Raw genomic sequence first — 20,199 nt, 5'->3', positions numbered from 1 at the left:
CCGATGGAGCGCGAGGAGGCCGCCACGCTGCTGGACCGGCTGGACCGCGAGGCCGCGCGCTGGTCCACGCCCTGCGGCGAGGGGGTGATGATCTGGCGCGGCTGGGGCGAAGGGCCGCCCTTGCTGCTGCTGCATGGCTGGGGCGGGTCCTGGATGCACTGGGCGCGCAACATCCCGGTTCTCGCGCGACGCCATCGCCTGCTGGTGCCGGATCTGCCCGGCATGGGGGATTCGGACCTGGCGCCGCCCGGCACGCTGCATGCGGGCCTTGCGGCGATGCTGGGCCAGGGGCTGCGGCGGATCCTCGGTGCCGATGCGCGTTATGCGGTCGTCGGCTTCTCCTTCGGTGGCGCGCTCGCCGTGCTGCTGGCGGCGGCGGAGCGGGAGGCCGTGCACCGCCTGGTGCTCGCGGCGCCCGGTGGGCTCGGCGCGTTCACCCCGCGGCCAACGCGGCGCCTGCGCGGATTGCCGCCGGAAGCCCGCGCCGAGGCGCTGCGCGCGAACATCCTGAGCCTGATGCTGGCGGATCCCGATTCCGTGGATGGGCTGGCGATGGAGATCGAGGACCGCAACGCCAGCAGGCTGCGCGCCACGCCGCTGCCGCGCGAGGGACTTGACCTCGGCGCCGCTCTGCCACGCCTTGCGGTGGCGCCGCTGGTGGTCTGGGGCAGCCGCGACAATTTCTGCGCGGACATGCTGCCGGAGCGGATGACGCGGCTGCATGCGCTGCGCCCCGATGCCCGGATTCACCTGCTGGATGGCGCCGGGCATTGGGTGGCGCATGAGGCCGCGGCGGATTTCGACGCGCTGCTGCTGAGCCTGCCGCAGATCGCTTGACCGCTGCCGGAACCCGGGTTTAGCGTTTCGACCGACCGGCCGGTCGAAGCGTCGTCAAGGACGCCGGGTCGGTGGAGGAACGCGCCGATGCGCGCCTGGGCGCCTTCGGCCATGCCAGGGAGGAAGCCATGATCACACGTCGTCTGCTGACAGGTACCGCGCTGTCGCTCGCCGCCACCGCTACGGCCCGTGCGGATCCCGCCTGGCCGACGCGGACGATCCGCATGCTGGTCGGTTCCGCCGCGGGCGGATCACAGGACCTGACGGCGCGGCTCGTCGCCCCCGGCATCTCTGCCCGCCTCGGCCAGAATGTGGTGGTCGAGAACAAGGGCGGTGGTGCCGGCATGCTGACCTTCGAACCGGTCGCCCGCGCCACGGCCGATGGCTACACCATCTGCACCGGGAACATGGGCTCGTTGATCATCAACACGATCACCGAGCCGAGCCTGCCGATCAAGCCGATGGACGACCTCGCGCCGGTCTCGCTGGTGGCGGATGTGATGACGGTGCTGGTGGTGCCGGCAAGCCGCCCCTGGCGCAGCGTGGCGGACCTTGTGGCGGCGGCACGGGCCCGGCCGGGTCAGCTGTCCTGGGCGCATCCCGGCGTCGGTTCCAGCCCCTGGCTCGCCGGGTTGCTGCTGGATAAGGATGCGGGGATCGAGACCATCCAGATACCCTACCGCGGCGGCGCGCCGGCGCTGGTCGATGTGATGGCCGGCCGCATCGATTTCTGCTTCGCCACCACGCCAACCGCATTGCCGCAGATCCGCGATGGTACCCTGCGCGCCCTGGCGGCGCCGACGCCGGAGCGGCTGGCATTGCTGCCGGATGTAGCGACGATGCAGCAGCAGGGCTTCCGCGACTTCGTGGTCAGCGGCTGGTTTGGCATCATGACAACGAAGGGCACGCCGCCGGCGGTGATCGAGAAGCTGAACCGCGCGATCAACGCCACCACCGCCGACCCTTCCGTGGTCGCGACCTTCGAGCGCGAGGGCATGGCCCCGCTGCACAGCACGGCCGAGGAGTTCGCGCGGCGCGGCGCGGCGGAACGGGCGAAATGGGCGCCGATCGCACTGGCGGCGATTGAGCGCAGTCGCCGCTGAGGCGTGGCCCTGCGCACGCGGCATGGGGGTCGGGGTGAGGCGGTCGTATCCGCGCACCCCAACCTCCGCTCCAGGCCCCCGGCCGGCGCCAGGCCGAAGGGCGTTGCCCTGCCGGGCCGTCCCGCCACGGCACAACCAGTCCTAGTGTTCTCTATTGGAGCAACACTGTGGCCAGAGCGCAGGAGGCTGCGGCGCCGAGATCCGGCGACCGCAAACCTCCTGCGACCTGCGGCAGCCTCAGCGGGTGGTGCGGCGCACCGCGGCGGGCTCGTTCCGCTCATCGGCGCGGGCCGTATAGGTCAAGTCGCGGCGCATCGCCCACAGCGCGTTCTGCAGGTACAGCGGCACCAGCGCGACGTCATCGATCGCGGCCAGGCTCGCCTGCTGCAGCAGGCGGTCGCGCTTCGCATCATCCATCTCGCGCTCCGCCTCGCCGGTCAGGCGATCCACCTCCGCATTGCTGTAATGGGTGCGGTTGGCGGCGCCGTGGCCACGCTCGCGGTCTCGACTGCGCAGCACCGAATTCAGCAGGACGGAGGCATCGCCGGTGGAATTGCCCCAGGTCAGCAGCGCCGCCGGAAACTCCCGACGCGTGGCGCGGCCTATGAAGGTGGCATAGGGCTGCGCCTCCACCGTGGTGCGGATGCCGATGCGGGTCCACATCTGGCCGATCGCCTGCACGACGCGCGAATCATTCATGTAGCGGTCGTTGGACCCCGCAAGCGTCATCTGGAAGCCCTGCGGGTAGCCGGCCTCGGCCAGCAGGCGGCGCGCGGCTTCGGGATCCGCCGCCGGAACCGGATGGTTGTCGATATGGCTGAAGGCACCGGGCGGCATGAACTGGCCGGTGGCGAGCGCGGCCTTCTGCATCACGCGGTCCACGATCATCCGCCGGTCGATTGCCAGCGACAGCGCCTGCCGCACGCGGCGATCCGCCAGCGGGTTGCGCGCCAGCGCGCCGCCATCCGCCGCGGCCATCTGCGGCACCGGCGGTGTACGCTCCGCATCCAGTGTGATGTACATGACGCGCAGGCTCGTCGTCTCCGCCACGCGGAAGCGGCTGTCGGCGCGCAGGCGGTCGAGATCCGCCGTCGGGATCTGGTCGATGAAATCGACATCCCCGGCCAGCAGCGCCGCGGTGCGCGCGCCGTCATTCGAGATCATGCGGTAGTTCACGCTGGCCCATTCGGGCTTCTCGCCCCAATAGCCCTCATTCCGCGCCACCTGCAGCCGGTCGCCGGGCGTGTAGCTGCCGAAGCGGAACGGGCCGGTGCCAATGGCGACGCGGCCGCTGTTGAAATCGGCCGTCGTCGCATCCGCATGCAGGCTTCGGCCGAGCATCGGTACCTGGCTGAGATAGACCGGAAGCAGCGGCGCAGGGGCGCGCGTGTACAGGCGGATCGTGCGGGCATCCACCACCTCCACCCGGCTGACCGGGCGGACATGGGTGGTGAAGGATGCGCCGGGGCCGGTGATGGTGGGGATGCGTGCCAGCGTGAAGGCCACGTCATCGGCGGTGAAGGGCGTGCCGTCATGGAAGCGGATCCCCTCCCGCAGCCGGAATTCCCAGCCTTCCTCGCCCATGGCGCGCCAGCTCTCGGCCAGCCCCGGGCGCAGCTGCGCCTGCGCATCGGTCATCAGCAGCGTGTCGAACAGCATCTGCGAGACTTCGCTGTTGCTGCGCAGCAGATGGTAATGCGGATCGATGGAGGATACTGGCGAGCCGACGCCCATGGTGAGCGTCTGCGCGGCGGCCAGCCCGACCCCGAGCGGCACTGCCGCCAGCCCTGCGACGATCCGGCGCAGGGCACCGAGGCCCTTCCTGCGACGAGCATGTTGGAGCATCTGCAGTTTCCTCCCACGGCGCCGTTCCGGCGCTCATCCATACCGACCGATCGGTTGGTTGCCGGAGACTATGCGCGTGCCGCGGCTGCCGCAAGCCGTCACGGCGCGCGGCCTGGCGACTTGCGTCGCCGGGCGTGATGGCGCTATGCGGTCCGGGACCGACCGCTCGGTTGGTCCGAATGCGGCGCCGGTGAAGGAGCGTCGCCGGAACGGGGAAGGAACATCAACATGACCGCGCAGGACCGCAACCGGGACAAGGGCGACCTCGGCCGCCGCGGCGCTTTCGCCGCCGCCGTCACGCTCGCCACCGCAGCCCTGCTGCCGCGCGGTGGCCTGGCGCAATCCTACCCCACGCGGCCGCTCCGCATGATCGTGCCCTTCGTGCCGGGCGGCGGCGCGGACCTGACGGCGCGCTTCGTGGCGGAACCGCTGGGCGCGGAGCTGGGCCAGACCGTGGTGGTGGAGAATCGCGGCGGCGCCGGCGGCACCATCGGCACCGCCGCGGTGGCGCAGGCACCCGCGGATGGCTACACGCTGCTCTACGGCACGCCGGGGCCTCTGGTCACCAATCGCTTCCTGATGGCCAACCTGCCCTATGACCCGGACCGCGACTTCGCCCCGGTCAGCCTGCTGACGCAGGGCGCCTACCTGATGGTGGTGAACAAGGACGTCCCGGCCCGCAGCGTGGCGGAACTGATCGCGCTGGCCAAGGCGCGGCCCGGGGAGCTCACTTTCGCCAGTTCCGGCATCGGCGCGGGCAGCCATCTTTCGGGTGAATTGCTGTGCATGCAGGCCGGAATCCGCATGTCGCACGTACCCTATCGCGGCACCGGCCTGGCGCTGCAGGATGTGGCGGCCGGGCGGGTCGATATCTCGATCGACACCTACGGGCCGATGATCCCGCTGATCGAGGCCGGCAATCTGCGCCCCATCGCCGTGACCAGCGCCCGCCGTTCGCCCGACCTGCCGGAGGTTCCAACGGTGGCGGAGACGCTCCCGGGCTTCGAGGTCACGGTGATGAACTATGTCTGCGTCCGTTCCGGCACGCCGCGGCCCATTATCCAGCGGCTGAACCAGGCCTTGGTGAAGGTGCTTGCAGACCCGGCGCTGCGTGAGAGAATGCGGGCGGCCGGCGCATCTCCGCCGGTTTCGAGCACGCCGGAGGAACTGGGTGGCCTACTCCGAAACGAAGTCGCGAAGTGGGGCGAAGTCATCCGCCGCGTCGGCATCACGCCGCGCTAGCCCGCGCAAGCGCGAGGTCGCGCCGCCCCCGCCAGTGGACGACCTGGCGGGCCTGCTGGGGCTAGACGGCAATGGGGAGGTGCCGAGCGGCCGCATCATCCAGATCTACGAGGTGGCCTGCCGGCAATTCGCCCAACGGGGGTTCGATGGCGTCTCCATGCGCGACATCGCGGCGGAGTGCGGAATCTCCAAGGCCACGCTGTACCACTACTTCCCGGACAAGGATTCGATCCTGCGGCCGCTGGCCATGGGCGCGACCAAATCGATCTACCTGCATGTCGCGCGTCATGATGATGCCACGCTGCCGGCCGTGGACCGGCTGCGGCGCTTCATCGTGGAGACGGCAACCTTCTTCGAGGCCTTCCGCTGGGCCTGGATCGCGGGCTCCACCGCCTTCTGGTCGGACCCGGAAGCGCGGGCACGCAAGGAACGCGTCGCCTGGCGCGACCGCTACGAGCAGTTGCTGCGGGACATCCTGCAGGCGGGCATCGATTCGGGCGAGTTGAAGATCGGCGACGTGAAGATCGCCGGCCGGCTGGTGCTCGGTACCATCAACTGGATGCCGCGCTGGTACAACCCGGCCGGGCCATTGAAGGCGCCCGAGATCGCGGGCCAGTTCTGCAACCTGCTGCTGGACGGCCTGCGCGCGGCGCCACCCGCCAAGGCCGTTCGCCAGAGGAAGAAGGCCGTAGAGTAGTCCTCGCATTTTCGCCACTTGCGCCCTGGCTGGCCTGCGCATAGCCTCCCGACCGATCGGTCGGCTGCCGAGCCAGGAGGAACCAACGCCATGTCGTCGGATGTCGTGAAGCTGGAAGTCTCGGACTACGTGGCAGTGGCAACGCTGAACCGGCCGCCGGTCAACGCGGTGAACGCCGAGATGCGCAACCGCATCATCGAGATCTTCGACGAGGTGACGGACCGCGACGACATCCGCGTGGTGGTGCTCACCGGCCAGGGCCGGATCTTCTGCGCCGGCGCCGACCTGAAGCAGCGGCCCGACCCGAGCAAGGCCGGCACCTTCTGGCACCACAACCGCATCACGCGGGAGACGGGGAACGCCATCAAGGAATGCGCGAAGCCGGTGATCGCGGCGGTGAATGGCGCGGCGCTCGGCGCGGGCTTCGGGCTGATGGCCGCCTGCGACATCATGCTGGCCTCCGACACCGCGGTGTTCGGCATGCCGGAGATCGATGTCGGCCTGGCCGGCGGCGCCGCAATGATCAACGAGCTCTTCGGCAAATCCTATGCGCGCCGCCTGATGTTCACCGGGGACCGGCTGCCGGCCAGCGAGTTGTACCGCCTCGGCGTCATCGATTCCGTCTGGCCGGTGGAGGAGCTGATGACCGCCGCCATGGCGATGGCCACGCGCATCGCGCAGAAAAGCCCGCTCGGCATCAAGTACGCCAAGAACAGCTGCAACATGGTGGAGCTGATGCCGGCGAAGGACGCCTATCGCTTCGAGCAGAACTTCACCTACGAGCTGGCGAAGACGGAGGATGCGAAGGAGGCCCGCGCTGCCCAGCTCGAGAAGCGCAAGCCCGTCTTCAAGGGCCGCTGAGATGGAAGTGGACTACGCGGCCTTCCGGCGCGAGGTGACGGAATTCGCGCGGACGCGCTGCCCGCCCGAGATCCGCGCCGTCGTCGCCACCTATCGCAAGCTGTCGCGCAAGATCTGGCAGCCCTGGCAGCAGATCCTGCATGCGCATGGCTGGGGTGCGCCGAGCTGGCCGAAGCGGTTCGGCGGCACCGGCTGGGACCCGCAACAGCGGCACATCTTCGACGAGGTGATGGCGGAGAATGATTGCCCGCCGCAGTACCATCACGGGCTGCGCCATATCGGCCCCGTCATCATCGAATTCGGCACGCCGGAACAGCAGGCGCGCTTCCTGCCCGGCATCCTCAGCGGCGAGGATTGGTGGTGCCAGGGCTATTCCGAACCCGGCGCCGGATCGGACCTTGCCTCGCTGCGCACCGCGGCGCGACGCGAGGGCGATGACTACATCGTGGACGGCCAGAAGACCTGGACCTCCCACGCGCATGAGTCGGACTGGATGTACACGCTGGTCCGCACCGCCAAGGAGGCGAAGAAGCAGCAAGGCATCACCATGCTGCTGATCCCGCTGGACTCGCCCGGCATCACCATCCGGCCGATCCGTACCATTGATGGCTGGCACCATGTGAACGAGGTGTTCCTCGACAAGGTGCGCGTGCCCGTCGCCAACCGCATCGGCGAGGAAGGCGAGGGTTGGACCTATGGCAAGTTCCTGCTGGAACGCGAGCGCCTCGGCGGCGCCAATGTCGCGCCGGCGCTGAAGAACCTGGAACGCACGCGCGAACTGGTCGCACAGGAACTGACCGGCGAAACGCATCGTGCGAAGCGGGCGGCGCTGGAGCTGCGGCTGCTGCTGGCGGAGGCGGAGCTGCGCGGGGCGCTGGCGCTGGGCAAGGAAGCGGTGGCGGCGGTGATGGAAGGCCGGCCGCTCGGCCTGCTGCCTTCCGTGCTCAAGCTCTCCACCAGCGTCACGCATCAGCATGTGGCGGAGGTGGCGATGGATGCCGTCGGCGAACGCCTGGCGCCGCGCTTCCGCCGCATCGATGGCAGCGGGCCGAATGCCGAAGCGCCCGGCATCGAATGGGTGCAGAACTACATGTATATGCGTGTGCGCACGATCTATGGCGGCAGCAGCGAGGTGCAGAAGAACGTGATCGCCAAGCAGCTTTTCGGATCCTGACGCCATGCCCTTCACCGCGAGTCCGCTGGTCGGCGGCGATGCCTATGAGATGGCGCAACGCCTGGCGCTGGAGGCTGATGCGGAACTTTCCGCCCTGTCCGAGGCGGGCGAGCAGGCGGCCTGCCTGCGCCGGCATTGGGATGCGATCGCCGGCCTCGGCTGGATGGCGACCATGGTCGCGGAGGATGCGGGCGGCGCCGGCGGCGACCTGTCCGATGTCGCGGCGCTGGCCTGTGGTGCCGGGCGCGGCGGGCTGCCGCTGCCCATCGCGACGGCCTGCGTCGTGACCCCTGCCCTGCTGGCCGCCGCGAGTGCGCGCGACATGCTCGCACAGGTGGCGGAGGGATCGGCGCGGATCTGCTTGATCCTGCCCGATGCCGCGCAGGATCCCGGCGCGGCCGGGCTGCGCTTCGACCGGACGCTGGAAGGCGGCGTTGTGGGCGTGGAGACACCGCCGGATCCCACGCATCTGTTGCTGGCCACAGCCGCCGGCGAACTCCTGCTGCTGCCGGTCGACTCGTCCGGCATCACCCAGAACCTGTCGCTGCGGATCGACGGGCGGCTCGCCGCCGATTGGCATTGCGCGGGCGTGGCGGTGGCGCCGGATCAGGTGCTGGCGCGCGGCATCGCCGATCACGTGGCGCGTGCGCGCGACCTCGGGGCGCTGCTGACCTGCATCGAGGGTGTCTCCGCCATGGGCGCGATCATCGAGCAGACAATCGCCTTTCTCTCCGATCGCGTACAGTTCAACGCGCCGCTCGCCTCCTACCAGGCACTGCGGCATCGCGTGGCGGAGATGTATGTGGAGTATGAGAACCTGCGGGGGCTGGTGGCGCATGCGCTGCGTGAGGCAGCGGCGGCGGATGCGCTGCCCTGGCGCGACATCGCCTTCGCCAAGCTGCGGCTCGGCGAGGCCGGGCGTCTGGTGGCGCATGAGACCATCCAGATGCATGGCGGCATGGGTCTGACTGAAGGTGTCGCCGCCATCCGCCTGGCACGCCGCGTGATGATGGCGGAGTTCGAATTCGGCGACCGCAGCTTCCAGGCGAGCCGCCTGCTGGCGCAGGCCGCGTGACGGAGGCCGGGATGCACCCGCTGGAGAAGATGTTTCGCCCCGCCTCGGTCGCGGTGATCGGCGCCTCGAACGACCCGGACAAGCTGGGCGGTCGCACGCTGCTGCATCTGCGGGAACTCGGCTATCGTGGCCGCATCTATCCGATCAACGTCACCTCGAAGCAGGTCCAGGGCCTGCCCGCCTGGCCAAGCGTGCGCGACCTGCCGGAAGTGCCGGACTCGGCATTGATGCTGCTGCCCGCTCCGCTGGTGGAGCCGGCGCTGGAGGATTGTGCGGCGAAGGGCATCCTGCATGTGCAGGTGTTGTCCTCCGGCTTTGCCGAGGAAGGCGCCGAGGGGGCCGCGATGCAGGACCGCGTGGCGGCGCTGGCGCGCCGGCATGGCATGCGGATCACGGGCCCGAATGCGCTGGGCAGCATCAGCCCGCCGGATGGTTTCTTCGGCACCTTCTCCTCCCTGCTCGCCACCGCGCAGCCGGGGCCGGGCGTGATCGGCGTCGCCACGCAGAGTGGCGCCTATGGCAGCCACATCTACGCCGCGGCCCATCTGCGCGGCATCGGCATCAGCCGCGCTATCGCCACGGGCAACGAGGCCGATATCGATGTGGCCGCGGCCATCGACTACCTGGCGGAGGATGCGGGCACGCGGGTGATCTGCGCCTCGCTCGAGGGCTGCAAGGATGGTGCGGCGCTGCGGCGCGCGCTACTGAAGGCAGCTGCGGCACGCAAGCCGGTGATCGTCATGAAGGTTGGCACCACGGAGGTCGGCGCCGCGGCGGCCGCGACGCATACCGGATCGCTGGCCGGGGAGGATCGCATCTTCAGCGCGGTGTTCCGCGAATGCGGCGCCTATCGCACCCAGTCGATCGAGGAGATGATCGACATCGCCTATCTCTGCGCCATCGCGCCGCTGCCGCCGAATGATGCGGTGGGCGTGCTGACCGTCTCCGGCGGCATCGGCGTGCTGATGGCCGATGCCTGCATCGAGGCAGGGCTGGCCGTGCCACCGATGCCCGATGCGACCATGGCGCGCATCCGGGAGATCCAGCCTGTGGCGGGCGGCCGCAACCCGATCGACACGACCGCGCAGATCAATGGCCGCATGCATGTATTCGAGGCGATCAGCCAGGAGATGCTGCGCGGCGCGGAACTGGGCAGCTTCCTGTTCTATCTCGCGCATCTCGGCCGCAACGTCCCGCGCTTCCCGCCGCTGGAGCAGACCTTGACCAGGTTGCGGCAGGCGGCGCCGGACCGGCTCGTGGTCGCGGTGATGACCTCGGTCGAGGAGATCCGCGCCAGGCTGGAGGCGCTGGGTGTGCCCGTCTTCGAGGATCCGACGCGCGCTGTGAAGGCCGTGACCGGCGCCGCACGGCTGCAGGCACTGCAGCAGGCGGCGGCCGCTGCACCGGAGAAGACCATGACGATGGCGCCGCGGCGGATCATCGCGGGGAACGAGGCCGCGGCAAAGGCGCTGCTGGCCGGGATCGGCGTGCCGGTGCTGCCCGAACACGCCTGCGGCTATGCCGATCAGGCCGTGCGCGCGGCGGAGGCGGTGGGTTTTCCCGTGGTGATGAAGATCCTGTCGGATGACATCGCCCACAAGACCGAGATCGGCGGCGTGCTGCTGGACGTGGCGGATGCGACCGCGGTGCAGCAGGGTTTCGGCACGCTGATGGACCGCGCCCGCCTCGCCTGCCCGGAAGCAAAGCTCGATGGCGTCCTGGTCGCGCCGATGGTGCGCGGCGGCGTCGAGACGATCATCGGCGTTCAGCGGGACCCGATCTTCGGACCGATGGTGATGTTCGGCCTTGGCGGCGTCTCGGTGGAACTGTTTCGCGACGTGGCCTTCGCCTCCGCACCGTTGAGTGCCGCCCGGGCGGCGGCGCTTGTGCAATCCGTTCAGGGAAGTCGGCTTCTGGACGGCTGGCGCGGCGCGCCGGCGCTGGACAAGGCGGAGCTGATTGCCGCGCTATGCACGGTTTCAGCCCTCGCCGCGGCGCAGACGGACATCGACAGTATCGAGATCAATCCCTTCCTGGTGAGGGCGCAGGGGAGTGTGGCGCTGGATGCCCTGGTGCAGCTGCGCGCGCCGCAAGTCCAGCCTTCAACGCCGGCAACGATATTCTGACGCGCCGATTGATTCGGGCCGGCTCCTGCGCCTCTTCCGTCAATGGGACGCCCTCCGGCGCCTCGCGCTTCGTCTGGCTGCAACAGCAGCATGTTCGTAAGCTTGTCGACGAGGCCCCTGGCGCGCGGGCGTGACGGTGAGGTCCTGCCTGGATCCGGAATTTCACCCACCGCTGGGACCGCCGGCCTCGATCGACGATCCCGTCGCCTGGCGCAGCACCGTTTCCGCCACGATGCCGCGTAGCCAGGCGAGCCCGGCGTCACCATCCACCGCCTTGAGCCACGCCATGTCGAGACGATGCAGACGCTCCGGAAGAGGAGATGGCAGGATGTGCAGGCGCAGTGCCTTCGCGAAAGGGGCCACGGCACCCAGCGGCAGGGTGGTTATCAGGTCGGTCGCCGCGACGAGATGCAGTGCCGCCATGAAGTGGGGCACCGTCACGGCGATCCGCCGGCTCAATCCCTGCGCCTCCAGCGCCTGGTCCATCCAGCTCCGGCGCTCCGGGAAGGAGGAGATGCGGATGTGGCGGTGGGTGAGAAAGGCGGCCATGTCGAAGCGATGCTTCGCGTCCCAGCACCGCCGCGCCAGCACGCAGACATGCGGATCCTGCCTCAGGCTCTGCCGATGGCAACGTTGTGGCACCTCGTCGATCTGGCCAAGCGCCATATCCGCCCGGCCCTCATCCAGCAGCCGGGGCAACACCGGGCCATCCTGGCTCTGGCCGCGTGGGAGGTGGATCGCTTCCAGCGAAACCCCCGGGGCGGATCTGTCGAGCGTCTGGAGCACCAAAGGCAGCAGCGTCGCGGACACATAGTCGTTCATGCCAATGCGAAAGTGCCGCGCGCTGTACTCCGGACGAAAGGGCTCCGGCGGAAGGACGGCTCTCTCCAAAGCCGCAAGGGCCGCCACAGCAGCCTGGCACAATTCGGTGCCGCGCGGTGTGGGCACCAGAACGCCCGGCCCCCGCACGAAGAGCTGGTCCGCAAAGGCGAGGCGAAGACGCTGCAGCGCATGGCTCATCGCCGGCTGGGAAAGGCCGATCATGCGGCCGGCCGCGGTTATGCCGCGACATTGCCACAGCGCGTTCAGCGCCTTCAGCAGGTTGAGGTCCAGCGCCAGGAGCGACCGGACAGGAGGTGGTTCATTCATCCGCTGCATGCTCCGCATATCTAGCATCGATTTGACGGATTGCGCCAAGCCGATGACAGTTTCGCCAGGATCGAGGAGATGCCCACGATGACAGAGATCTGGCGCCGAATGCTGCTCGCGGCCGGCCTCGCCTCCCTGGCGGCCGTGACCGCCGGCCCGGGCCGGGCCGAGACCTTGTCCATCGGCATGGCCGGCGCCGTGACCTCGGTGGATCCGCATTTCCACAATGCCTCGCCCAACAACAGCATCGCCATGCAGATCTTCGATCGGCTGGTGGAGCGCGCCGCGGATGGCAGCCTGGCGCCGGGCCTGTCCGAGTCCTGGCGGCCGGTCTCGGAAACGGTGTGGGAATTCCGCCTGCGACCTGGCGTGACCTGGCATGATGGAAGCCCCCTGACCGCCGACGACATCGCCTTCAGCTTCACGCGCGCGCGCAACGTGCCGAACAGCCCCGGCGGCTTCGGCGGATTCCTGCGCAGTGTCGCCAGTGTCACCGGCATCGACGCGACGACGCTGCGGATCGAGACGAACGGCCCCGCGCCGGGCCTGCCGGGCGACCTCGTCAATGTCGCGGTGATCGCGCGCCATGTCGGCAGCGATGCGACGACCGCGGATTACAATGCCGGCCGTGCCGCCATCGGCACCGGCGCCTTCCGCCTGCGTGCATTCCGGCCCGGCGAGCGCGTGGAGCTGGAGCGCAACCCGGCGTGGTGGGGCACGCCACCGGCCTGGGATGCGGCGACCTACCGCATGATGCCGAATGCCGGGGGCCGCACCGCCGCGCTGCTGGCCGGCGATGTGGATATGGTCGAGATGCCCGGCGCTTCCGACCTGCCGCGGCTGCGTGGCTCGGCGGACCTCACGGTGGTCAGCGCCCCGGGCCTGCGCGTGATCTATCTGGCGCCGCAGCATGGCGCGGCGGTGCCGGCGCCCTTCGTCACGGCGGCGGATGGCGGTCACTTGGCCGGCAACCCCCTGGCGCGGCAGGAGGTGCGGCAGGCGCTGTCGCTTGCCATCAATCGCGGCGGCCTTGCCGAGCGCGTGCTGCAAGGCACCGCGGTGCAGACGGCACAGATTCTGCCGCTGGGCACCTTCTCGGCGGTGCCGGCGTTGACCGTCGATGCGCCCGCGCCGGATCGGGCCCGGACGCTGCTCGCCGCCGCCGGCTATCCGAACGGCTTCCGCCTGACCCTGCATGTGCCAACCGACCGCTACCCCGGCGCCACGGCGGTGGCGCAGGCGGTCGCGCAGATGTGGACGCGCATCGGCGTGCGCACCAGCGTCGCCTCCCTGCCATGGAGCGCCTATGCGGCGCAGCGCGGCAGCTTCGCGATCCACCTCGTGGGCCTCGGCAATGCGACCTTTGACGCCACCTCGATGCTGGTGAATGTGCTCGGCACGCCGGATCGCGCGCGCAACATCGGGGCCGGGAACACCACCGGCTATGGCAATGCCGAGCTCGACAGCCTCGTCGCGCGTGCCGCCGGCACCTTCGACAACGCAGCGCGGGAGGAGATGCTGCGGGAGGCCACGCGCCTGGCCATCGCCGATGGCGCCATCATCCCGCTCTACCACCAGACCAATATCTGGGCGCTGCGCCGCGGCCTGGCCTATGAGCCGCGCCTGGACGAGCGGACGCTCGCCAAGGAAGTCAGGCGGACGGGGCAGTGAGCACCATCCAGGAAACGGGCGGAAGCACGATGGAACTGGCCTTTCCCAGCAACGGCTGGACGGATGTGGACCCGCGCGCAGCGGGATTCGACCCTGCCGCATTGGCGCGGTTCACGGAATCACTGGAGGCGCTGACGACGACGTCCTTCATGATCGTCGCGCGCGGCCGCGTGGCCTATCGCTACGGCGACGTGTCGGAAGTCAGCTACCTCGCCTCGACGCGCAAGAGCATCCTGGCGCTGCTCTACGGCCCGCATGTGGCCGCCGGCCGCATCGACCTCTCGCTGACGCTGGAACAGCTCGGCGTCGACGATGTGAAGGGTCTGTTGCCGCAGGAAAGGCAGGCGACGATCCGCGACATCCTGACCAGCCGCTCGGGCGTCTACTATCCGGCGGGCAGCCCAGGCGGCGACGATGCGGGCACGCCGCAACGCGGCAGTCACTTGCCCGGCACGCGCTTCCATTACAACAATTGGGATTTCAATGTCGCTGGCGCGATCTTCGAGCAGCTCACCGGCCTTGCCGTGCATGATGCGCTGCGCGACCAGCTCGCCGTCCCGCTCGGCTTCGAGGATTTCGACCGCGGTCGCCAACGCATGCTGGGCTATCCTGACCGCTCGCGCTTCCTTGCCTACCACATGTTTCTCTCCGGCCGCGACATGGCGCGGGTCGGGCTGCTGACGTTGCGTGGCGGGCGCTGGAACGGCAAGCAGGTCGTGCCGGAATCCTGGGTGCGGGAGAGCGTCACACCGCATGTCCGGCCAGAGGACATGCAGGGACGTTTCGCCGATCGCGGGCTGGGCTACGGCTATTATTGGTGGTTGCCGATGCAGTCCCGGGCGCCGGAATGGGAAGGCGCCTTCCTCGCTTCGGGCCACTACGGCCAGTTCATCCTGGGCCTGCCGCGGCTTGACCTGCTGCTGGTGCATCGCAGGGCGATCAGCGACGATCGCGCGATGCGGCGCAATGCCGGCATCGATCTCGGCGACCTGCCTTCCGTCTCCAGCACGCAGATGGTGGAACTCGGCCAGGCCGTGCTGGACGCCAGGGTGTGAAGCCGCGGATCGCCAGGTGTGAGCACCATGGCGGTGGGCTTCGGCATCCTGATCGTGCTTCTGATACTGGCCGCGCGCGGCCAGGACGCGACCGGCGTACCAGCACCCCCTGCATGCGCGAAAGCGATTGATGGACACCATTCAGACGGACCGTTTAATCCTGAGGAATTTCAGGACGACGGATGCCGCCGGTCTGCTGGCGTATCTCCACGAGCCAAGGGCGGGCTGCTTTCTGTCCGAGAAGCTTGAGGATCTGGCAGCCGCGGAAGCGGAAGCGGAGCGGCGGGCCGCAAGCGATCAGCATGTCGCCGTGTGCCTGAAAGGTACCGAGATTCCGGTCGGCGACATGTTCTGTTTCCTCGAGGAGCCCGATACCTTCAGCGTCGGCTGGCATTTCAATGCGGATTTCGGAGGCAGGGGATTTGCCGTCGAGGCCGCGCGTGCACTTTTCACGCATCTCTTCGACACGAGGGGGGCTCGGCGCCTGTATGCCTATGTGGAAGAGAGCAACGCACGGTCATGGCGGTTGTGCGAGAAGCTGGGCATGAGAAGGGAAGGCCTCTTCGTCGAGTTCATATCGTTCCGAACCGACGAGATGGGCGAGCCTGTCTACGAGAACACCTTACAATACGCGATCCTGCGCAAGGAGTGGCGTCGGCCACGGCCCGCCACCCGATGAGGGGATGCCGCGCGCTGAGCGGGCATCGCCATAGCGACCGTCAGGATTGCCGCGGAAGATGACGAAGCTTCCTCAGGGCGTATCCGTCGGCTCTGGACCGCGATTGCCCTGTTCCATCAGCGGCCGCATGGCTTCCAGACTCTCGACCACATGGCCGAGATGTTCGCGGAGCAGCGCCGCGGCCTCCGCCTGGCGCTTCTGCTGCAGCAGGTCGAGGATGGCCAGATGCTCCTCTGCCTGGCGCCAGAAGCGCCGGCGATCGACCAGCGAGCGGTAGACCAGAAGCCGGCGGATTCGATTCACCCGTTGCAGCGCCTCCAGGAAAAACGGGTTGCCGGAGGCGCCGACGATCGCCTCGTGGAAGCGCACGCCGCGCTCATACAGCGCATCGGCGGAGGCGGTCTCGATGCCGCCGGCCAGCATATGCTGCTCCACCAGGCGCAGCCGCGTGACCGTCGCCGGTTCCAGGTGATAGCCGGGTTCCATCAGGCTCGCCGGTTCGATCGCCTGACGCAGGCGATAGGTCTGGCCCATGGCGTCCGGCGTGGTCAGGACGGAGGAGAAGCGCCAGCCATAGCCGGGCCGCCGCTCGGCCCAGCCCTCGGCGGCGATCCGGTCCAGCAGCTGGGCCAGCGCACCCTTGCTCAGGCCGTAGCGTTCCCGCATCGCCGCTTCGGAAATGCTGTCGGGCAGGCGGCCTGAGAGGCGGTCCTCGGCGATCGCGAAATAGGTGGCGCTGAGGCCCGCCGGGGGCGGCGTGGTGCCCGCCAGCCGTGCCACGGCATCGGCGGCGACGAAGAAGCCGCGGCGCGGCTCCGCCACGACCACGCCCTGACTCGCCAGATGTCGCAGCGCCTGTGCGACCGGAAAGCGGGAGACGCCGTAGCGGTCCGCCAGGGGCTGCGCCGCCAGGTGCTGGCCGGGCGGCAGCGCGCCGGAGGCGATGTCGCCCGCAATGCTCGCGGCGAGCTCGGCGGCGGTGCCGCGCGGCGGGCTGGCATCGGGCATGGCAGGGCTCCAGCAAGGTGACAAGTATTGCATTTTGGTCGTGTATTATGCAATTCTCGGGGAAACAGCCCCTGGGAGGGAGCAGAGTGACCATAGCAGAAGCGCCCCTGGTGCGCCTGAGCGGCGCCTTCACGCCCTGCCTGCGGGTGGACCTGCCGGCCGCCGCCGGGGCGGTCCTGCCTCGCCTGCCCTGGTGCCACCGTGTGCTGCTGGAGAACCAGCTGCGCCAGCCCGATCCGGAGGTCGCCCGCGCCGGCCGCGCGGCGATCCTTGCCTGGCCCGCCACCGGTCGCAGCGAGGCCGAGATCCCCTTCGTGCCGCGCCGCATCCTGATGCACGACACCACCTGCGGCCCGGCGCTGGCCGATATCGCGGCGATGCGGGATGCGCTGGCGGAGGCCGGCGGCGATCCGTCCCGGCTCAACCCGCTCTGTCCCGTCGAGACCTCGGTCGATCACTCCGTGGCCATCGACGTTTCCGGCGTGCCGGATGCCCTGGCGCGGAACATGGCGCGCGAGTTCGAGCGCAATGGCGAGCGCTACCGCTTCATGAAATGGGCGGCCGGCGCGTTGCGCGGCTTTCGCGTCTTCCCGCCCGGCACCGGCATCCTGCACACCATCAACCTGGAACGGCTGGCGACGGTGGTCTCGGTCGAGGATGGCATCGCCATCCCGGACACGCTGGTCGGCACCGACAGCCACACGCCCATGGTCAACGGCCTCGGCGTGCTTGGCTGGGGCGTCGGCGGCATCGAGGCGGAGGGCGTGATGTTCGGCGTGCCGCTGTCGCTGCGCCTGCCGGATGTCTTCGGCGTGCGGCTGACGGGCGCGCTGCCGGAGGGCGTGCTGGCGACCGACCTGGCGCTCGTGGTGACGGAACGCCTGCGCCGTGCCGGCGTCGCCGGCCAGTTCGTGGAATTCCTCGGCCCTGGCATCGCCAGCCTCTCGGCCGGGGAACGCGCCGTGGTCGCCAATATGGCGCCCGAATATGGCGCGACCACCGGCTGCTTCCCGATCGATGCGCGCACCCTGGCCTATCTGCGCGACAATGGCCGCGACGCCGCGCAATGCGCGCTGATCGAGGCCTATGCCCGCGCCCAGGGCCTCTGGTACGCGCCGGACGCGACGCCGCGCTATACCGAGACCATCGAGATCGACCTCGCCAGCCTGCGCCCCAGCCTGGCCGGTCCGCGGCGGCCGCAGGACCGGCTGGAGGCCGGGGCGGTGGCGACGGCGCTGGCCGGCCTGCCAGCGGGCGATGGCAGCCTGCCGGCGGATGCGGTGGCGCTGGCCGCCATCACCTCCTGCACCAATACCACTGACCTCGGGCTGCTGATCGCGGCCGGGCTGCTGGCGCGCAAGGCGCGGACGCTCGGCCTGAAGCCGGCGCCCTGGGTGAAGACCTCGCTCGCGCCCGGATCGCCGGCGGCGGCGCTGCGCCTGCGCCGGGCCGGGCTGCTGGAGGATCTGGAGGCGCTGGGCTTCGGCATCGCCGCCTATGGCTGCACCACCTGCATCGGCAATGCCGGGCCGCTGCTGCCGGTGATGGCGGCGGCGGTGGAGGCCGGGCTGCGGCCCATTGCCGTGCTCTCCGGCAACCGCAATTTTCCCGGCCGCGTGCACGCGCAGATCGAACAGGCACTGCTGGCCTCGCCGCCCCTGGTCATCGCTTTCGCGCTCGCCGGCCGGACCGGGATCGACGTGACGCGGGATGCGCTCGGCACCGGGCCGGATGGCGTGCCGGTGCATCTGGCGCAGCTCTGGCCCGGCCAGGCGGAGGTGCAGGCTCTGCTCGCCATCGCCAACGACCCGGGCGATGCCGCCGTCGCGCATGCCGAGGCCGAGGCCTCCGGCCCCTGGGCGGCGCTGGAGGCGCCCGAGGGCGCGCGCTTTCCCTGGGACCCCGCCTCCACCTATCTGCGCCGGCCGCCCTTCGTGGATTTCGGCACGGAGGCGGAGCCGGAATACCTCGCGCATCCGCTGCTGGTTCTGGGCGATGACGTGACCACCGACCACATCTCCCCGGCCGGCGCGATTCCGCCGCGCAGCGATGCCGCCGCCTGGCTGCTGGAGCGGGGGGAGGATGCGCGGGACCTCAATGTCTATGCCGCCCGCCGCGGCAATTGGGAGGTGATGCTGCGCGGCCTTTTCACCAATCGCACCCTGGTGAACCACCTGGCCCCCGGCGCGCCGCCCGGCCATACGCGCTTCGGCGAGGACACGCTGCCGGTCTGGCAGGCCGCCGCGCGATACGCCGCCGCCGGCGATCCGGTGGTGGTGGTGGCCGGGGAACGCTACGGCGCCGGCTCCTCCCGCGACTGGGCGGCCAAGGGGCTGCGGCTGCTCGGCGTTCGCGCCGTGATCGCGGCGAGCTTCGAGCGCATCCACCGCGCCAACCTGATCGGCATGGGCATCCTGCCGCTGCGGCTGCCGCCGGGCTGGGATGCGGTGGGGCTGGGGCTGCGGCCGGGCGACCGCATCGAGGTGCTGGCGGACCCCGCGAGGCTCGCGCCCCGCGCGGCGGTGACGCTGCGGCTGCACCGCGCGAATGGCGCCACGGAAACCGGCCAGGCCGTCGCCTTGTTGGAAACCGCGCTGGACGTCGCCCTGATTCGGGGCGGCGGTATCATTCCGGAAATCCTGCGCAGGGCATTGCTGCCCATCAGCCAGGACAACAATCAAAGGGAAACCAAGAGATGCTGACACGCCGTCTTTTAGGGGCCGCCGCCGCTGGCCTGGTGGCTTCGGGATCCGCCCGCGCGCAGGGCGGCTTCCCTGACCGGGCCTTGCGCATTCTGGTCGGCTACCCGCCCGGCGGCGGCGTGGACATCTTCGCCCGGCTGATCGGCGAGCAGATGCGCCTCGCCCTCGGCCAGCCAGTCCTGGTGGAGAACCGTCCCGGCGCCAGCGCCATGATCGCGGCCAATGCGGTCGCCCGCGCCGCGCCGGATGGCTACACGCTGCTGATGGCGGCGGCCGGCGAGGTCGCCGTGAATCCCGCGCTCTACAAGGATCGCATGTCCTACGATCCGGCCCGCGAACTTGCCCCGATCGCGCTGGCCGGGACCATCCCCTGCCTGGTGGTGGTGCCGACCTCGCTTCCCGTGCGGACACCGGCCGAGTTGATCGCCTATTGCAAGGCCAATCGTGGCCAGCTCAGCTTCTCCTCCTCGGGCATCGGCAATCCGCAGCAGTTGGCTGGTGAGCTGATGAACTTCATGGCCGGTACCGATGTGCTGCATGTGCCGTATCGTGGCTCCGCCCCCGCCGTCACGGATGTGGCCGCCGGCCGCGTGACGATGAGCTTCAGCAGCCTCGGTGCCGCCCTGCCGCTGATCCAGGCCGGGCAGCTTCGCCCTGTCGCCGTCACATCGAAGGAGCGCATGCCGCAGCTGCCGGATGTGGCGGCGCTGGCCGAGGCGCCGGGCATGGCGGGCTATGAGCTGATCAACTGGTTCGGGATGTTCTGTTCGGCGGACGTCCCGGCGCCGATCCAGGCGCGGCTCGCCGGGGCCGCCTCGGCCGCGATCGCCGATCCCGCAATGGCGGCGAAGCTCTTCGAGCAGGGCGCCATTCCGCGGCAGTTGACGCAGGACGCCATGCGCAGCTTCGTCGCCGAGGAGACGCGCAAATTCGCCGAGATCATCACGCGGGCGAATATCTCGGTCGAAGGCTGAC

The 20,199-nt window shown here is 69.7% G+C and carries 16 protein-coding genes; 13 read left to right on the top strand and 3 right to left on the bottom strand.

Translation table 11 applies throughout. The features are described 5' to 3' along the window. Positions 1–3 precede the first annotated feature (3 nt). Positions 4–837 carry an alpha/beta fold hydrolase gene (locus JJQ90_RS14105; RefSeq protein WP_216876457.1) on the top strand — a complete coding sequence of 278 codons (834 nt, stop codon included), beginning with the start codon at positions 4–6 and terminating at the stop codon, positions 835–837. A 128-nt stretch (positions 838–965) separates the two neighbouring features. Next, positions 966–1,940 carry a Bug family tripartite tricarboxylate transporter substrate binding protein gene (locus JJQ90_RS14100; RefSeq protein ID WP_216876455.1) on the top strand — a complete coding sequence of 325 codons (975 nt, stop codon included), beginning with the start codon at positions 966–968 and terminating at the stop codon, positions 1,938–1,940. A 237-nt stretch (positions 1,941–2,177) separates the two neighbouring features. Here JJQ90_RS14100 and JJQ90_RS14095 read toward each other — a convergent pair whose 3' ends face one another. Further along, the gene (locus tag JJQ90_RS14095) at positions 2,178–3,785 is read right to left on the bottom strand and encodes an ABC transporter substrate-binding protein (protein WP_216876453.1); all 1,608 of its coding nucleotides are present in this window, start codon (positions 3,783–3,785) and stop codon (positions 2,178–2,180) included. 228 nt (positions 3,786–4,013) lie between these two features. Between JJQ90_RS14095 and JJQ90_RS14090 the strand changes: the two genes are divergently transcribed. From JJQ90_RS14090 to JJQ90_RS14065, 6 genes are all read left to right on the top strand, one after another. Next, on the top strand, positions 4,014–5,027 hold the full coding sequence (locus JJQ90_RS14090) for a Bug family tripartite tricarboxylate transporter substrate binding protein (RefSeq protein ID WP_216876451.1): 1,014 nt from the start codon (positions 4,014–4,016) through the stop codon (positions 5,025–5,027). Positions 5,028–5,061: 34 nt separating this feature from the next. Next, complete coding sequence (locus tag JJQ90_RS14085; protein ID WP_216876450.1) at positions 5,062–5,724, top strand: TetR/AcrR family transcriptional regulator; 663 nt, start codon at positions 5,062–5,064, stop codon at positions 5,722–5,724. 90 nt (positions 5,725–5,814) lie between these two features. Continuing rightward, positions 5,815–6,585 carry an enoyl-CoA hydratase/isomerase family protein gene (locus JJQ90_RS14080; protein WP_216876449.1) on the top strand — a complete coding sequence of 257 codons (771 nt, stop codon included), beginning with the start codon at positions 5,815–5,817 and terminating at the stop codon, positions 6,583–6,585. Position 6,586: 1 nt separating this feature from the next. Next, positions 6,587–7,759: an acyl-CoA dehydrogenase family protein gene (locus tag JJQ90_RS14075; RefSeq protein WP_216876448.1), complete on the top strand. Its 1,173-nt coding sequence runs from the start codon at positions 6,587–6,589 to the stop codon at positions 7,757–7,759. A 4-nt stretch (positions 7,760–7,763) separates the two neighbouring features. Next, positions 7,764–8,834 carry an acyl-CoA dehydrogenase family protein gene (locus tag JJQ90_RS14070; RefSeq protein WP_216876447.1) on the top strand — a complete coding sequence of 357 codons (1,071 nt, stop codon included), beginning with the start codon at positions 7,764–7,766 and terminating at the stop codon, positions 8,832–8,834. 29 nt (positions 8,835–8,863) lie between these two features. After that, complete coding sequence (locus JJQ90_RS14065) at positions 8,864–10,960, top strand: acetate--CoA ligase family protein (protein ID WP_230410684.1); 2,097 nt, start codon at positions 8,864–8,866, stop codon at positions 10,958–10,960. Between the two features lie 162 nt (positions 10,961–11,122). Here JJQ90_RS14065 and JJQ90_RS14060 read toward each other — a convergent pair whose 3' ends face one another. Further along, positions 11,123–12,157, bottom strand: coding sequence for a LysR family transcriptional regulator (locus JJQ90_RS14060; protein ID WP_216876445.1), 1,035 nt, complete (start codon positions 12,155–12,157; stop codon positions 11,123–11,125). A gap of 30 nt (positions 12,158–12,187) precedes the next feature. Between JJQ90_RS14060 and JJQ90_RS14055 the strand changes: the two genes are divergently transcribed. From JJQ90_RS14055 to JJQ90_RS14045, 3 genes are all read left to right on the top strand, one after another. Then, positions 12,188–13,780 (top strand): ABC transporter substrate-binding protein, encoded by a 1,593-nt coding sequence (locus tag JJQ90_RS14055; RefSeq protein WP_230410683.1) that lies wholly within the window; start codon positions 12,188–12,190, stop codon positions 13,778–13,780. Beyond that, positions 13,777–14,835 carry a serine hydrolase domain-containing protein gene (locus tag JJQ90_RS14050; protein WP_216876443.1) on the top strand — a complete coding sequence of 353 codons (1,059 nt, stop codon included), beginning with the start codon at positions 13,777–13,779 and terminating at the stop codon, positions 14,833–14,835. Before JJQ90_RS14055 ends, JJQ90_RS14050 begins: the two co-directional genes overlap by 4 nt. A 130-nt stretch (positions 14,836–14,965) precedes the next feature. Then, complete coding sequence (locus JJQ90_RS14045) at positions 14,966–15,514, top strand: GNAT family N-acetyltransferase (protein WP_216876441.1); 549 nt, start codon at positions 14,966–14,968, stop codon at positions 15,512–15,514. A 72-nt stretch (positions 15,515–15,586) separates the two neighbouring features. Here JJQ90_RS14045 and JJQ90_RS14040 read toward each other — a convergent pair whose 3' ends face one another. Further along, positions 15,587–16,522, bottom strand: coding sequence for a GntR family transcriptional regulator (locus JJQ90_RS14040; RefSeq protein ID WP_216876439.1), 936 nt, complete (start codon positions 16,520–16,522; stop codon positions 15,587–15,589). A gap of 86 nt (positions 16,523–16,608) precedes the next feature. Between JJQ90_RS14040 and acnA the strand changes: the two genes are divergently transcribed. Then, complete coding sequence (gene acnA, locus JJQ90_RS14035; protein WP_329959443.1) at positions 16,609–19,224, top strand: aconitate hydratase AcnA; 2,616 nt, start codon at positions 16,609–16,611, stop codon at positions 19,222–19,224. Continuing rightward, a complete protein-coding gene (locus JJQ90_RS14030) occupies positions 19,218–20,198 on the top strand; it encodes a tripartite tricarboxylate transporter substrate-binding protein (protein ID WP_216876435.1) in 981 nt (326 codons plus the stop codon). Before acnA ends, JJQ90_RS14030 begins: the two co-directional genes overlap by 7 nt. Position 20,199 lies beyond the last annotated feature (1 nt).

Origin of the sequence: Falsiroseomonas oleicola, from assembly GCF_019029495.1 — a bacterium.
GTDB lineage: Bacteria > Pseudomonadota > Alphaproteobacteria > Acetobacterales > Acetobacteraceae > Falsiroseomonas > Falsiroseomonas oleicola.
Note: the sequence above shows the minus strand (reverse complement) of the source record. Positions and strands in the feature narration are given on the sequence as shown.